18 protein-coding genes and 1 pseudogene are annotated in these 15,069 nt (G+C 39.4%); 9 read left to right on the top strand and 10 right to left on the bottom strand.

Features of this window, described 5'->3' with window-relative positions; genetic code table 11:
• The 5 genes and pseudogenes from OGM63_RS10775 to OGM63_RS10755 form a co-directional block, all read right to left on the bottom strand.
• A pseudogene (locus OGM63_RS10775) lies at positions 1 to 502 on the bottom strand (lipid-A-disaccharide synthase); the annotation flags it as partial.
• A gap of 309 nt (positions 503 to 811) precedes the next feature.
• The gene (locus tag OGM63_RS10770; RefSeq protein WP_263745530.1) at positions 812 to 1,009 is read right to left on the bottom strand and encodes a DUF2283 domain-containing protein; all 198 of its coding nucleotides are present in this window, start codon (positions 1,007 to 1,009) and stop codon (positions 812 to 814) included.
• A 2-nt stretch (positions 1,010 to 1,011) separates the two neighbouring features.
• A complete protein-coding gene (locus OGM63_RS10765) occupies positions 1,012 to 1,266 on the bottom strand; it encodes a DUF4258 domain-containing protein (protein ID WP_263745528.1) in 255 nt (84 codons plus the stop codon).
• Positions 1,267 to 1,482: 216 nt separating this feature from the next.
• A complete protein-coding gene (locus tag OGM63_RS10760; protein ID WP_263745527.1) occupies positions 1,483 to 2,172 on the bottom strand; it encodes a P-loop NTPase family protein in 690 nt (229 codons plus the stop codon).
• A 47-nt stretch (positions 2,173 to 2,219) separates the two neighbouring features.
• Complete coding sequence (locus tag OGM63_RS10755) at positions 2,220 to 2,408, bottom strand: GTPase (RefSeq protein ID WP_263745526.1); 189 nt, start codon at positions 2,406 to 2,408, stop codon at positions 2,220 to 2,222.
• A gap of 457 nt (positions 2,409 to 2,865) precedes the next feature.
• Between OGM63_RS10755 and OGM63_RS10750 the strand changes: the two genes are divergently transcribed.
• The 4 genes from OGM63_RS10750 (at position 2,866) to OGM63_RS10735 (ending at position 8,658) form a co-directional block, all read left to right on the top strand.
• A complete protein-coding gene (locus OGM63_RS10750) occupies positions 2,866 to 6,852 on the top strand; it encodes a magnesium chelatase subunit H (protein ID WP_263745525.1) in 3,987 nt (1,328 codons plus the stop codon).
• A 5-nt stretch (positions 6,853 to 6,857) separates the two neighbouring features.
• Positions 6,858 to 7,193 carry a type II toxin-antitoxin system RelE/ParE family toxin gene (locus tag OGM63_RS10745; RefSeq protein ID WP_263745524.1) on the top strand — a complete coding sequence of 112 codons (336 nt, stop codon included), beginning with the start codon at positions 6,858 to 6,860 and terminating at the stop codon, positions 7,191 to 7,193.
• A 79-nt stretch (positions 7,194 to 7,272) separates the two neighbouring features.
• A complete protein-coding gene (locus tag OGM63_RS10740) occupies positions 7,273 to 7,584 on the top strand; it encodes a HigA family addiction module antitoxin (RefSeq protein WP_263745523.1) in 312 nt (103 codons plus the stop codon).
• 393 nt (positions 7,585 to 7,977) lie between these two features.
• Entirely contained in the window at positions 7,978 to 8,658 is a 681-nt protein-coding gene (locus OGM63_RS10735; RefSeq protein WP_263745522.1) for a hypothetical protein, read from the top strand.
• Positions 8,659 to 8,668: 10 nt separating this feature from the next.
• Here the strand turns inward: OGM63_RS10735 and OGM63_RS10730 are convergent, their stop codons facing one another.
• Positions 8,669 to 8,890, bottom strand: a complete 222-nt coding sequence (locus OGM63_RS10730) for a hypothetical protein (protein ID WP_263745521.1) — start codon at positions 8,888 to 8,890, stop codon at positions 8,669 to 8,671.
• A gap of 264 nt (positions 8,891 to 9,154) precedes the next feature.
• On the opposite strand from OGM63_RS10730, the gene OGM63_RS10725 reads away from it, so the two are divergent.
• A complete protein-coding gene (locus tag OGM63_RS10725) occupies positions 9,155 to 9,367 on the top strand; it encodes a type II toxin-antitoxin system HicB family antitoxin (RefSeq protein ID WP_263745520.1) in 213 nt (70 codons plus the stop codon).
• Here the strand turns inward: OGM63_RS10725 and OGM63_RS10720 are convergent.
• On the bottom strand, positions 9,328 to 9,582 hold the full coding sequence (locus OGM63_RS10720) for a hypothetical protein (RefSeq protein WP_263745519.1): 255 nt from the start codon (positions 9,580 to 9,582) through the stop codon (positions 9,328 to 9,330). The two genes, OGM63_RS10725 and OGM63_RS10720, sit on opposite strands and share 40 nt — an antisense overlap.
• A gap of 127 nt (positions 9,583 to 9,709) precedes the next feature.
• Here OGM63_RS10720 and OGM63_RS10715 point away from each other — a divergent pair, with 127 nt between their 5' ends.
• The 4 genes from OGM63_RS10715 to OGM63_RS10700 all read left to right on the top strand — a co-directional run bounded on the left by OGM63_RS10715 (position 9,710) and on the right by OGM63_RS10700 (position 13,182).
• Positions 9,710 to 10,285 (top strand): Uma2 family endonuclease, encoded by a 576-nt coding sequence (locus OGM63_RS10715; protein WP_263745518.1) that lies wholly within the window; start codon positions 9,710 to 9,712, stop codon positions 10,283 to 10,285.
• 21 nt (positions 10,286 to 10,306) lie between these two features.
• Positions 10,307 to 11,674: a DNA cytosine methyltransferase gene (locus tag OGM63_RS10710; RefSeq protein WP_263745517.1), complete on the top strand. Its 1,368-nt coding sequence runs from the start codon at positions 10,307 to 10,309 to the stop codon at positions 11,672 to 11,674.
• Between the two features lie 8 nt (positions 11,675 to 11,682).
• Complete coding sequence (locus OGM63_RS10705) at positions 11,683 to 12,522, top strand: TdeIII family type II restriction endonuclease (protein WP_263745516.1); 840 nt, start codon at positions 11,683 to 11,685, stop codon at positions 12,520 to 12,522.
• Between the two features lie 84 nt (positions 12,523 to 12,606).
• Positions 12,607 to 13,182, top strand: a complete 576-nt coding sequence (locus OGM63_RS10700) for a Uma2 family endonuclease (protein WP_263745515.1) — start codon at positions 12,607 to 12,609, stop codon at positions 13,180 to 13,182.
• 138 nt (positions 13,183 to 13,320) lie between these two features.
• On the opposite strand, the gene OGM63_RS10695 is transcribed toward OGM63_RS10700, so the two are convergent.
• The 3 genes from OGM63_RS10695 to OGM63_RS10685 all read right to left on the bottom strand — a co-directional run bounded on the left by OGM63_RS10695 (position 13,321) and on the right by OGM63_RS10685 (position 14,713).
• Positions 13,321 to 13,764: a type II toxin-antitoxin system VapC family toxin gene (locus OGM63_RS10695; protein WP_263745514.1), complete on the bottom strand. Its 444-nt coding sequence runs from the start codon at positions 13,762 to 13,764 to the stop codon at positions 13,321 to 13,323.
• Complete coding sequence (locus OGM63_RS10690; protein WP_263745513.1) at positions 13,752 to 13,973, bottom strand: hypothetical protein; 222 nt, start codon at positions 13,971 to 13,973, stop codon at positions 13,752 to 13,754. The genes OGM63_RS10695 and OGM63_RS10690 overlap by 13 nt, the downstream gene beginning before the upstream one ends.
• A 248-nt stretch (positions 13,974 to 14,221) precedes the next feature.
• Positions 14,222 to 14,713: a GNAT family N-acetyltransferase gene (locus tag OGM63_RS10685; protein ID WP_263745512.1), complete on the bottom strand. Its 492-nt coding sequence runs from the start codon at positions 14,711 to 14,713 to the stop codon at positions 14,222 to 14,224.
• Between the last annotated feature and the right edge of the window lie 356 nt (positions 14,714 to 15,069).

Genomic DNA, 15,069 nt, shown 5'->3' with positions numbered 1-15,069 from the left:
TCTCCCCCTCCTCTTGCTGCGCTTCCACCATCAAATCACCGACAACGGTAAATTTATCAGCATATTTCTGAGAAACGCGGTTAGCAACTTCAGGTTTCATGACCGCGAATCGGTCAATTAAACTATGCCATCTAGCTTCCCATTCGGCGTAAACAACAGTGCGATAATTCAGCTTTTTGCCAATTACCACCGGGAAAAATTGATCTCCACCGAGGAAAAGTACTACACCGTGACTTCTCCAATCCCAACTTTCAAAAGTCTTTCCCCACAGCAAAAACTGCCAAAAATGTTCTGCTGACTGCACTCTATCTACTTCTGGATAAGAACGAGCGATCGCTGCTTCTTTACCAGTAGCATTTGGGCATGGTGATAATATTACAGAAATTCGGACAACAGAGCGATCGCTTCCCAATTGTTGCCGCAGAGCTTGCACCACTGGACGTACCCAGGTTGTTACCTCCCCAGGACTATTTGAGAGGATGAGAATATCTACTTGACTCATGAGTTAATGGTGAAGAATTAGGGGTTATTAGTCAAGAGGCAAGTATTACCTAATTCGTTCCTAAGTTACAGAGGTAATGAAAAGGGTGTAGGGGGTAGGGTGTGGGGCAATACTGCTCGGTTAAGGATAATTGTAGGTTGGGTGGAGGCTTTGCGGAACCCAACAAAACCTTATGAACGTTGGGTTTCGTTCCTCAACCCAACCTACGATTTTTCGCGTTTGTAAGCTTAACCGAGCAGTATTGGGGTGTGGGGAACCCCATGCATAAATGCACTTTTTTCAAATTGGTATAATAATCTCCAACCTCTATTATGTAGAAATCGAATACTCTAGGGAACGTGGATTATCGATTCTTTTGGAGGCGTCTAATATTTCTAGCCCGATAATATTTCCATCTTCGTCGTAATCTAAAATTACCCCTGGCTTTTCTTCATCACTATCTTCTATGGGCACATCACTCAATATAATTCTTAAGATATCTACTTCTGGGTCATAGTTAATTTTCATATTTATCTCCAGTATTTTTCAATTTTACTAGTTTTATATACGGTTATTACAACTGCTGGGTCAATATCATCTACTAAGATAACGCGCAACAAGAATGTTTTCCCACTACCAAAGTCAATTTTTGACTGGTAGATTTTTCTGCCTTCCTTTTCTGAGACTATTTGCCCAGGAGCATTAAGAACAGATTCAACTAAAGATTGAGATATATTTCTTCGCTCCATCTCTGTCTGTGCATGACGAGAAATTTTATACTTCATTTTTATCCTGTTTGCTTATCAAGGATGGTCTGATTTAGGCAAGCGATCGCAGTTCATTTAAGCCCAAAATACAAGCGTAGAGACTTCGTATTTCGCGTCTCTACAGGTCTAAAATCAGTACCAAAAACCTTAACTGAACTGTATTGATTTATAATAAATTACTTGGTTTTCATAATCAATACTTACAATTAGGCAATCATCCTTACTGAAACCTCATTAGCCAAACAGCCAAGCTATTAACCCTACAGCAGCACCAACCGCACCTCCAATTGCTGCACCAACTGGACCCAATGCACTTCCAATTGCTGCTCCTCCTAATGCTAAAGTCGGAATAATTCCAGCATCAATAATCTTTTTTTTAATTACTTTCTTCTGTGTATTATTTAGATTAATTTCTGGCTTTTGGTCTTTTTTAACTTCTTTTGTACTACCTGAATAATCCACGTAAAAACGCCGAGAAGGTTCTTCCGTATTATCAGAACTTTGTTTATCTGTTTTTGATTTATTTCCTGGAGGTTTGACGCTATCAGCCGTAGCTATTAAAAAAGGTAAAAGACCTCGTTTAGACATCCTAACAAAAACTGTTGTATAAAGTTCTCCCAACCACTCCTCACCATCCGGTGTCGTTTTGCTTGTATTATCTACAGCGACAGATGGAATATTATTTGCTATTTCAGCGTTTGCATACTTTGAAATTTCTTTTCTAATCAGTTCAGTTCTTTTTTCCAGTGCTTCTTTGTATCTTTCCTTTCCTACAGAGTTGGCATAAGTAAAAATAATCACGGAGTGTTCCCAAACTTTAGGTGTAAAAGCTTCTGAAATTATTTTTATACCTCTCTTCTCGTCGGCTGTAACCCTTGTTTCATCAAGACGACTGACGAACCACATTGAGTCAATTTCTTTCACTTGGGATTGCATCAGTTGCAAATATTTTATTTTTCATCATTTCCTTCTTATTCAAAATCATCACATAATCCTGGCGTATCAAATACAGTAAAATTGACATCATTTATTTTTCTGTCGTATGCTTTAACTTCCACTGTTGTTGCTTCATCGTCTCCAACTTTAGCTATTTTCTCACCCATTAATGAATTTACAGTACTGGATTTACCAACTCCTGTACGTCCAACTAAAAGAAGCACAAACTTTTTATTTTGCGCTAATTTTAATTTTTAAATTAAGGAAAATGAAGTATTTACAAAGTTGTTTTCAATCATATTATCTCTATGTTTGAGTGTAAGGAGTAAAACCGGATTCCATATCACCTTTTATACCCCTCTTGATATACTTCCCAAGTTTGCCAATTAATTAACACCCAACCAGAGAAAAACAATTGTCACCTGTAACCCACCTGAAACTTTTTGTAATGTAAAATTTTCGTTACAACATCTGAGTAAATACTTTTACATTTGTCAATATTTTTTAAAAAATCTTTCGTTTTATATATCGATTTGTGTCAGATAAGCCACAAAACTCCCACCTAGGAAGCGTTTTCTGATAAAAACAACTCATATCCATAAAGAGAAGAAGTTTACCACGAGCATAATTTGCTGTGAAAACTTCCGCCATGAGAACACGCATTAAAGGAGCTTCATAAGCATGTTCACCCACGTCAAGTCCACCATTAGACATATTGCGCCAGATAATTTACGCGGACGTAATTTAATCAAGGTGGTCTATGTCGTGCTTGAGTCCCAGTACCAAAGCGCATTGTCACAAGCCGTTCGCACGATTAACGCGCAACATCCCAATGTGGCAATTGAAATCAGCGGGTACTTAATTGAAGAACTTCGAGATCCAGAGAATTACCAGGAGTTCAAGCGGGAAATCGAGACTGCGAATATCTTCATTGCCTCATTAATTTTTATAGAAGATTTAGCCCAGAAAGTTGTCGCAGCAGTCGAACCACATCGAGATAAGCTGGATGTTTCAGTGGTTTTCCCATCTATGCCGGAAGTAATGCGCCTAAGTAAAATGGGCAGCTTCTCCCTAGCACAGTTGGGACAATCGAAAAGCGTTATAGCACAATTCATGCGAAAACGCAAGGAGAAATCCGGCGCAGGATTCCAAGATGGAATGCTGAAGCTGTTGCGAACGCTGCCCCAAGTGCTCAAGTTCCTGCCAATGGAAAAAGCACAGGATGCGCGAAATTTCATGCTCAGTTTTCAGTATTGGCTAGGTGGTTCTTCAGAAAACCTGGAAAACTTCTTGCTGATGCTAACTGAGAAATATGTATTAAAAGGTGTAGAGACCCGAAATTTCGCGTCTCTAGAATATCAGCCACCGGTGGTTTATCCGGATATGGGAATTTGGCATCCCTTAGCACCGACGATGTTTGAGGATGTAAAAGAATACCTCAATTGGTATACGGCTCGCAAGGATATTTCCGCAGATTTGAAAGATCCCTTAGCTCCGTGTGTCGGACTAGTACTGCAACGCACGCACCTTGTAACCGGTGATGATGCCCATTATGTGGCAATGGTGCAGGAATTGGAATCACTCGGCGCAAAAGTTATTCCGGTATTTGCGGGTGGTTTGGACTTTTCTAAACCTGTGGAAGCGTATTTTTTGGAATCGACTTCCAAAACATCGTTGGTGGATGCTGTGGTATCGCTGACTGGTTTCGCTTTGGTGGGTGGACCAGCAAGACAAGACCATCCGAAAGCGATTGAGACGTTGAAGCGTTTGAATCGTCCTTACATGGTAGCGTTGCCTTTGGTGTTTCAAACTACTGAAGAATGGCAAGATAGCGATTTGGGGTTACATCCGATTCAAGTCGCGTTGCAAATTGCGATTCCTGAGTTAGATGGGGCAATTGAGCCGATAATTTTATCAGGCAGAGATGGAACAACAGGAAAAGCGATCGCACTCCAAGATCGAATTGAAGCGATCGCTCAACGTGCTTTAAGATGGGCAAATCTCCGCCGCAAACCAAAGTTACACAAAAAAGTCGCCATCACCGTTTTCAGCTTTCCCCCAGATAAAGGAAACGTCGGAACCGCAGCTTATTTAGATGTATTCGGTTCCATCTATGAAGTGATGATAGCGCTGAAAAATAATGGCTATGACTTACCAGAATTGCCAGAATCAGCCCAAGCGTTGATGATAGAAGTCATTCACGATGCCCAAGCGCAGTATAGCAGCCCAGAATTGAACATCGCCTATAAAATGTCGGTGCAGGAATACGAAGCACTGACACCTTATTCTCACCGTTTAGAAGAAAATTGGGGACCACCTCCCGGACATCTCAACAGCGATGGACAAAATCTGCTAATTTATGGTAAGCAATTTGGTAACGTTTTTATCGGTGTGCAGCCAACATTTGGTTACGAAGGCGACCCGATGCGGTTATTATTTTCACGTTCGGCAAGTCCGCATCATGGTTTCGCTGCATACTACACATACTTAGAGCAAATTTGGGGAGCAGATGCTGTACTGCACTTCGGGACGCATGGTTCCTTGGAATTCATGCCTGGTAAACAAATGGGGATGTCTGGAGAATGTTATCCAGATAACCTGATTGGCATGATTCCCAATCTGTATTATTACGCAGCCAATAACCCTAGTGAAGCAACAATTGCCAAACGTCGCAGTTATGCATCAACAATTTCCTACCTAACCCCACCTGCGGAAAATGCTGGTTTATACAAAGGTTTGAAAGAATTAAGCGAGTTAATTGCTTCTTACCAAACCTTGAAAGATACAGGACGCGGTGTTCCCATTGTGAACAGCATTATCGATAAGTGTCGGTTGGTGAACCTGGATAAAGACATCATTTTTGTTGAAACCGATGCCAAAGATATGACTGCCGAGGAGCGGGATAATATAGTTGGCAGCGTGTATCGCAAGTTGATGGAAATTGAGTCGAGGTTGTTGCCTTGTGGATTGCACGTAATTGGTAAACCACCAACTGCCGAAGAAGCGATCGCTACTTTAGTCAACATTGCTAGTTTAGATCGTCAAGAAGAAGAACTCGTCGGTTTGCCCCGAATTATCGCTAACAGCATTGGACGGGATTTGGACGAGATTTATCACTCAAGCGATCGGGGTATTTTAGAAGATGTCCAACTGCTGCAAGAAATCACCCTAACAATCCGTGAAGCAGTTACCGCTCTTGTGAAAGAGCAAATCGACGCAGAAGGACGAGTTTCCCTCGTTTCCAAGTTGAATTTCTTCAACATGGGCAAAAAGGAACCTTGGGTAGAAGTATTGCATCAAGCCGGATATTCCAAAGTTGATCAAACAGCACTTAAACCGTTGTTTGAGTATCTAGAATTCTGTTTGCAGCAAATCTGCGCTGATAACGAATTAGGTGCATTACTCAAAGGTTTAGAAGGTGAATACATTTTACCCGGTCCCGGTGGTGATCCCATCCGCAACCCGGATGTATTACCGACAGGTAAAAATATACACGCTCTTGACCCCCAATCTATCCCGACAAGTGCCGCAGTCCAATCAGCGAAAGTCGTGGTAGACAGGCTTCTGGCGCGTAATAAGTCTGAAAACGATGGAAGGTATCCCGAAACCATCGCCTGCGTCCTTTGGGGAACCGATAACATCAAAACTTACGGTGAATCCCTAGCACAAATTATGTGGATGATTGGTGTGCGTCCGGTTCCCGATGCTTTGGGAAGAGTGAACAAGCTGGAATTGATACCCCTAGAAGAGTTGGGAAGACCGAGAATTGATGTTGTCATCAACTGTTCGGGAGTGTTCCGCGACTTGTTCATCAACCAGATGAATCTGTTAGACCAAGGGGTAAAAATGGCGGCTGAAGCGGATGAACCGTCATCGATGAACTTTGTTCGCAAACATGCTTTGCAACAAGCTGAGGACATGGGAATCAACTTGCGTCAAGCCGCAACTCGCGTCTTCTCCAATGCTTCCGGTTCCTACTCGTCAAACATCAACTTAGCGGTGGAAAACAGCACCTGGGACAGCGAAGCCGAGTTACAAGAAATGTATCTTAATCGCAAATCTTTCGCCTTCAATTCCGATAACCCCGGTATCATGGACGAATCGAGGAATATCTTTGAAAGCACTCTGAAAACTGCGGAAGCGACATTCCAAAATCTCGATTCTTCCGAGATTAGCTTGACCGATGTTTCCCACTACTTCGACTCTGACCCCACCAAGCTTGTAGCAAGTCTGCGTGATGATGGCAAGATGCCAGCATCATACATCGCCGACACCACCACCGCCAACGCTCAAGTCCGGACATTATCAGAAACTGTGCGTTTAGATAGCCGTACCAAATTGTTAAATCCGAAGTGGTATGAGGGGATGTTGTCGCATGGTTACGAAGGTGTACGTGAACTCTCCAAGCGATTGGTAAATACGGTGGGTTGGAGTGCCACAGCCGGCGCCGTTGATAACTGGATTTATGAGGATACAAACACCACATTTATTCAGGATAAAGAGATGCAGGAAAGGTTGATGAATCTGAATCCGCACTCTTTCCGCAAGATGGTATCAACTTTATTGGAAGTAAATGGTCGCGGTTATTGGGAGACTAGCGAAGAGAACTTGAACAAGTTGCGCGAGTTGTACCAAGAGGTTGAAGATCGGATTGAAGGCGTAGAATAGGATTCATGGGCAGGCATAAAGCCTGCCTTAACAATGAGATAAAATTAAAAAATGAAATAGAAATGATTCAAACATTTCAAAATAAAGCATTAGAAAATTTGTTTAGAGAAAATTTTAATAAAGGAGTTCCTGCAAACTTAGAAAAGAAAATTATAATCAGACTTGAAGTTATAGATTCAGCGTTAATTGTAGAAGATGTTAGATTACCGGGTTATGATTTGCATGAATTAAAAGGAGACAGGAAAGGAACTTGGTCAATTAAGGTATCAGCAAACTGGCGTATAACTTTTAAATTTGAAGATGGTGATGCTTATGATGTCAATCTTGAAGATTATCATTAAGTCCTGTGTTAATATGATATTAATTGGCTAGATAATGCTAAATAAGATTAACCAAATTATTAAGTAAGAAGTATTAATTATGGATAATTGGCAAGATATTACTGATAAGAGATTAGTAAGACCAATACATCCTGGCGAAGTAATTGCAGATATTTTAGATGATTTAGATATTAATACCGCAAATTTTGCAGAAATTTTAGGAGTATCTAATCAAATAATTCAGGAAATTCTTAATGGTGAAAGATCACTTACAGTAGATATAGCAATACGTCTTGGTAAAGCTTTAGGAAATGGTCCAAGACTTTGGCTTAATCTTCAGCAAAAAGTTGATCTTTGGGATGCTTTGCAAAGCCATAAAGAAGAATATGAGCAAGTCATGACTTTGGTTTAGAAGAAAATGTGAAGAATTTTTGAATGATTGAAATTTACAGCAATTTTCAGGTAAATGAGCCAAATTTTTAAATCTCACGCAGAGGTTATTGGGAAACTAGCGAGGATAATTTAGATCGTCTGCGCGAGTTGTACCAAGAGGTTGAAGACCAGATTGAAGGGATTGAGTAGGTTTATATATAGCCAATAAGGTATGAGGCACGGTTATACCGTGCCTTCTGCATTTATTTAAACTTTTCCGGCAGTAGAAAAAGAAGACAGGTTAGCAAAAGCTATTCGCAAACTGTTTACCTAGTCTTTATGATGCCGCTCATTATTCTTATTACGTAATTTTTTCGTATAATAAATAAATATATTAAAATTTAATCCTGAGAATATAGGAGTAATGCAATATATGAATTGGTCTCAGAACGCTACGATTGCTGCAATCATCGGTGCTGTCGTTGGAGCAGTGATCACAGCAGCAGCATCTATATTTATCTGGAAAAAAACTAATCAGGTTAGGCGAGTTGATTGTGTTATCAATGATGCATCTTCATTGCTTTCGTTTTCAGAGGCAATTCGCAGTCAATTAGAGGTTACATATTCAGGGGAACGTGCAAACTCCGTATTTTTATTCAATCTCGAAGTCTTCAACTCTGGGAATCAAGCAGTTAGCAATCATCCAGTTTTGATACGATTGGATAATAGTGCAAAGATAGTTGACTACAGCGTGAAAACTCAGCCAGAAGTAGGTTTTGGAAAGATAAGCGAACTGCAACGTCAGAATAATGAACTTGATCTAAGTATTGAATTGTTGAACCCAGGAGATCGTGTCTACCTTGAATTAATTTCTGTGAATAATGCATCTGGCATGATTGACGTATATATGAAGAATGTAAATGTCACCTGCCGCTCATATACTCGTAGAGCAGCAGAGAGTGCTCTTTTAGGAGTTTTTAATAAGTCACTTGATCCAACGCTTGTATCATTGGTTCTGGTACGTTCAATTCCTTTCTTTGGAGGTTTTGCAGAACCACTCATGGCAGTCATCTTGGCAGATAGATTTGAGAAAGCACTACGCCAAAAAAAATAGTTCTATTTTGTTAGTTATGTTGACTATAAAACTGTGATAATTTCGTATTTGCAAAATTGATAATTGAATGTATACATAAAGCGATCGCTTTATTTTTGAGGTCTTCTGCAAAGCGATCGCACTCACTCTTCCACAACAGCGATCGCATTTGTTTTTGAGGTTTTCTGCAAGGCGTAGGCGTAGCCCGTCGTAGACATCGCTTTCGGTTATTATCAATACTTGATTGAGTCAACGATATTATAATTTGTGAGTCAAAAAGACAAGCTTCTGGCTAAAATTTTATTGGGTACATCTGATGCCAATATTCCATTTACCCAACTATGTCAACTGTTATGCAGTTTAGGATTTGATGAACGTATTCGCGGAAGTCACCATATTTTTACTAAAGAGGGAATAGAATAAATTCTTAATCTTCAACCTAAAGGTTCTCAAGCCAAAGCGTATCAAGTTAAACAAGTCCGTGCAGTAATTCTCAAGTACCAGCTAGGAGGTCAAGATGACGCTTCATTATGAAATAATTCTCTACTGGAGTCAAGAAGACCAAGCGTTTATCGCCGAGGTTCCAGAGTTACCTGGATGCGCTGCTGACGGCGAAACTTATCAAAAAGCACTGCAAAATGTAGAAATTATTATGCAGGAGTGGATTCAAACTGCTGAAGAATTAGGGCGTCAAATTCCCGAAGCGAGACAGCGGTTAATGTCCGCGTAAGCGATCGCACTCACTCTTCTACAACATGCGATCGCTTTGTTTTTGAGGTTTTCTACAATGCGATCGCACCTCTCTTCCACAAGCGATGTCTGACGACAAGCCGCTACGCGTCTACGCTTTATTTTTGAGATTTTCTGTAAAGCGATCGCTCTCTCTTCCACAACAAGCGATCGCTTTTGCGAATATGGAGAGGTGCGATCTTCGTAGCTTACCATAGGCATTGCCTATAGTGGTATTGTGTGTGTTAGGTATCACTAGAAGCAGAAAAATGGATGAAGGGGATAGAATAGTCTTTACGCCAGGCATCTTTCCTGCCTTAATCTTTCAATCTAGAATATCATCATGAATGCTTTAACCGTCAACCTTCAATCAGTATTGGAACTGACAGATGAGCAGTTTTTTAATCTATGTCAGGCAAACCGTGACTTGAGGTTTGAACGCACTGCCACGGGAGAATTAATTATCATGCCACCAACCGGGGGAGAAACCGGAAATCGTAATGGTAGACTAAATCAACAATTATTTAATTGGTCAGATACCGATGGTACTGGCATTGCTTTTGATTCTTCTACTTGTTTTAAATTGCCTAATGGTGCAGATCGTTCACCTGATGCTTCTTGGATAAAGTTAAAACGATGGGATGCTTTAACTCAAGAGGAAAAACAAAAGTTCCCCCCCATTTGTCCTGATTTTGTCATTGAGTTACTTTCACCAAGTGATAGTTTGAAGGTTGCACAGGAAAAGATGAGGGAATACATAGATAATGGTGTGCGTTTGGGTTGGTTAATTAATCGTAAATCGCGGCAAGTAGAAATTTATCGGCAAGATCAAGAGGTTGAGGTGTTGGAATCTCCTGTTAGTTTGTCTGGGGAAGACGTGCTGCCTGGGTTTGTGTTAAATTTAAAAGCAATTTGGTAGATTGTAGCGATCGCAAGGTAAATGAAACCAGGTATTTATGGTCAACAACTAGAATTATTTCAATTATTTAAACCTGGAAATGTCATAAGTAGCAAATCTAAATTTACGTTTATAGACTTTTTTGCTGGCATAGGTGGATTTAGAATTCCTCTGGAAGAGTTAGGAGGAAAATGTTTAGGTTACTCAGAAATTGACAAAGAAGCAATTAAAGTTTATCAAAATAACTTTATTAATCCTAATTCAGACGAAGTTTATTTAGGAGATATTACAAAGCTGGGTAAACTCGCTTTTGAGACAGATGTATTAGTTGGTGGAGTTCCCTGTCAACCTTGGTCTATTGCTGGAAAAATGCAAGGTTTAGATGACCCAAGAGGTAAACTTTGGCTTGATGTTTTTAGAGTAGTAAAAAATAATCAACCGAAAGCCTTTATTTTTGAAAATGTCAAAGGTTTAACAGAACCCAGAAATAGACCAAGCCTGCAATATATAATTGATAATTTGACAGCATCTGGCTATGTAATTAAATATCAGGTGTTAAATTCCTCTGATTTTGGACTGCCGCAAGATAGAGATAGAATATTTATTGTTGGAATTAGAAATGATATAGAAAATTGCTGGGGTTTTACTTTTCCTAAACCTGTAAACACAAAGCTTAAGCTGTATGATGTCGTTCTTGGTTTAGAAAAAGCTAATTTTATTAAAAAAAAGTTTCCCACAAAGGTTTTATTTGATAGCAAAATACCTGCTTCGAGAGGCAGATTTCAGAAAATAGATGAATTAAATGATTTCTTTTTGTTTGCTGACATCAGGGATGGACACACTACCATTCATTCTTGGGACTTAATCGAAATAAGTACAAGAGAAAAGTTAATTTGTCAAACTATATTAAAAAACAGAAGAAAGAAAATTTACGGACTGAAAGATGGTAATCCATTAAGTTTCCAAGTATTAGAAACGTTAATTACTGATTTACAAGAAGAAGAAATTGATAATTTGGTTAATAAAGAAATTTTACGTTTTTTAGAAGGGCAAGGATATGAATTTATCAACTCTAAAATATCTTCGGGAATTAACGGTGTATCTAAAATTTTCTTACCTCATGCTGATGCTATTGGAACTTTAACTGCAACTGGAACGAGAGATTTTGTAGCCACAATCTCGATAGAATGTCAAGAACCCGAAGCATATAAACAAACATTTATTACAGAAATTTATCAAAAGAAAAAATTTAAGCCTTTACTAGCACAAGATTACGCTAGATTGCAAGGCTTTCCCGAATGGTTTCAGATTGCTAATAACGAATCAACTGCAAAGCATCAATTTGGTAATGCTGTATCAGTACCTGTTGTTTACCATCTAGCTAAAGAATTGCTAAAAATAATTTTTTAAGATTAAATATGACAGCAATTAGTGCAAATACACGAATATTAATTAAAGGTTATTTAGAGGGATTTATTCAAGGTCTTCTAGATGCATATAAGGGTCGTGAAATTATTAAGCCAAATAGTGCTGTAGAGTATTTGTTGCGGACTTCATCGAAGGGACAATTAAAACCGTTTCAAGCCGCATTGATTCCACCTGAAATAATACGTATTAATGAATTTGAGCGTGGATTAAGCACGAAATTAGGAAATTCTCTTGAGGAATGCGCTCGTTTGATTGCGTTGGAACATTATCAAGATGCACGCCGTAGTTATGATATCAAAGCAGAAGTAAGTTTAGCAGCATTCGCTGAAGCTGAACGTCAGAAAGAATATTATGAATCTGCGGTTAATAGAGGACAAGCTAAACCTTCTTTAGAAGAAATGATAACAGCAGTGCTGAACTGTCGTCGTTCAGATGATTTAGAGTTAAAAACAGTGCGTGCTGACTTATATATTCTCACTAATGACGGCACAGAATTTTTATTTTCAATTAAATCTCCCAAACCAAATAAAGGACAATGTTTAGAAGTTACCCAGCGGTTGTTGAGATTTCACTTGTTGCGGGGTGCAAAGCGTCCCCAGTTACAAGCCTATTATGCTATGCCTTATAACCCTTACGGTATCAGAAAAACTGATTACAAACATTCACTGGCATTAAAATATACGCCTTTTCAAGAAGCTGTTGTTATTGGAAATGAGTTTTGGAATATTGTAGGGGGAACCACTGCTTACGAAGAATTACTGGAAATTTATTTAGAAGTTGGGCGTGATAAAAGTAAATATATGCTTGATGTTTTAGCGTTTGGGTTTTAAGGGTTAATGCCTGCTTGAAAGGAATAGAATAGTTATTGTATGGCAGGCAATATGTTTGCCTTAATTTTCACCTAAAATCTGACTATGAACGCTTTAACAGTCAATCTCAAGCCTATTGTTGAACTAACAGATGAGCAATTTTTCCAGCTATGTCAGGTAAATGAAAATCTCAGATTTGAGCGCAGAGCAACCGGAGAATTAATCATTATGCCACCCACTGGAGGAGAAACGAGTAATCGTAACGCTGGATTAACTGCTCAAGTTTGGATTTGGAATGAGCAAAATAAATTAGGTAAAGTTTTTGATTCTTCTGGTGGTTTTAAACTTCCTAATGGTGCAAATCGTTCTCCCGATGCTTCTTGGGTGAAATTAGAAAGCTGGAATGCATTAACTCAAGAACAACAAACCAGATTTTTACCACTTTGTCCTGATTTTGTCGTTGAATTACTTTCGCAAAGTGATAGTTTGAGAGACGCTCAAGAAAAGATGCTAGAATATAGAGATAATGGTGCGCGTTTAGGTTGGTTAATAAATCGCAAATCTCGCCAAGTGGAGATTTATCGCATTGGGCAAGAAGTTGAGGTGCTGGAATCTCCTGTTAGTTTGTCTGGGGAAGATATTTTACCTGGGTTTGTGTTGAATCTGGAAGCGATTTGGTAATAATACTTTTACGAGAGAGATGATAGTGTTATTTTTGCTTAGTGGATTCAAAAAGTTGCGCGATCGCTCTTTATTTCTCACATGCGCTTCGGTTTGATGACAAGCCTTAGGTTAGTGCCTACACTTTCACCAAAATACTCAAACTATCAATTGATCCAACACTAACACTGATAGCTCTGGTAAAGACGGCAACCGCCCATCATTTGTTAAGAAAAACGAAGCACCTTCATTGATAGCAGTAGCCATTTGAATAGCATCGGGCGTTTTCAAGTTATAATCTGCTCGTAGTTGTGCAGCGGTTTCAGCAATATTTGGAACAACTTCAATAGTAGTCAAACCTTGGGAATTAAACAGAATGTCGCGATATTGTTGAGCCAATGTTGTATTTCCTTGTCGCAAAGGATAAACTAACACTTCTGGGATAGTAACTAAAGATGTAATAACCCTAAACTCACCGCGAAACATCGCCTCAAAGAAAGCATCAGTTATCTGCAAATAAGTAGGGTTTTCTTCAAGAAAGTAAATCAACGGTGCGGTATCCAAGCCTACAATTGCCCCTTGTAACTGAACTATCCATTCCATGAGTCGCGTTCCTGATTGACATATTCTTGAGCATCAATGCCATTCCAGATTTCTTTACCCAACCCGCGCAATTCAAGAATGCTACGCTTTGGCTTAGGTGTCAGTGTAACTCTTTGACGAATTGACTTTGATAAATCCTCAATTAGCCGCATTTGTTCATCAGGGGTCAGGTTTTCGGCTAGACGACGTACTTCATTATATGTAGACATAAAATTTATCCTTTAATTGCCTTGTTCTAAATTTAATATCATATCCGTTTAATTAACAGTAATAAAAACCTACCTACCGTCCTAAAGACGTTTCGTCGGAACGTCTCTACTAGCGTTGCACAAGCGATCGCATGAAGACAAAATAGTTATATTCATTAGACATCTCCAAAAAACAATGTAGAGACGTAGCACTGCTACGTCTCTACAAGGGTTTGGGGCAATGCATAGTTCAATTCGGTCGATGTCTATTATTTAATTCGCAGTCCCATAATCACTAAATCACGTTCAATACCATCAAGTTGTGCGACTTGAGGTAAGTAACCCCAAGGTTTAAAACTGAATTTTTCAAACAGTTTTAAACTAGGTTGATTGTGGGCAAAAATCAAACCTAATAAAGTGTTTAAACCCAAACTAGGACTTTGATGAATTGCTTGTGCTAGAAGTTGCTGTCCTAAGCCATGCTGATGATATGCAGGGGCAATATAAATACTAATTTCCGCTGTGGTATGGTAAGCTGGGCGTCCATAAAACGATTGGAAACTGAGCCAGCCGGCAATTACACCTTCTACTTCTATTACCCAAATTGGTCGGATGTTATGCGATCGCTCACCAAACCAAGTCAGCCGACTCGCTACAGACACCGGCTCTAAATCAGCGGTAGCCATGCGGCTAGGAATTGCTGCATTGTAAATGGCTACAATTGCTGGCAAGTCAGTTTCAGTGGCATTGCGGATGGTCATTGCAGCGGTGTGTGAAAAAATATTGAGAAAATATTCAAGAATAATACAGCATACAATGGTCGCAATTCTACGGTTTTAACTGTAATTATCGTCAGTGTGTCAAAATAATGGGCAAAATAAGAAGAAATTTTTATGTGTGCTTTTTGAGCGCAGTTTGTTTAGGGCTACTATTATTTAACGATGCGATAGCGCCAAGTATGTTTTTTACTTAACACTTAAATCTTCAGTCTTAAGTGATATCATGTCCGTTTAATTGACATTAATAAAAAAATCCGAACCCCAAGAGACGTTACATGTAACGTCTCTACATCAGGGGACGAGGGGACAAGGGGGACAAGGGGACAAGGGGACGAGGG

This window comes from Plectonema radiosum NIES-515 (assembly GCF_025753815.1).
Lineage (GTDB): Bacteria > Cyanobacteriota > Cyanobacteriia > Cyanobacteriales > Nostocaceae > Hassallia > Hassallia radiosum_A.
Note: the sequence above shows the minus strand (reverse complement) of the source record. Positions and strands in the feature narration are given on the sequence as shown.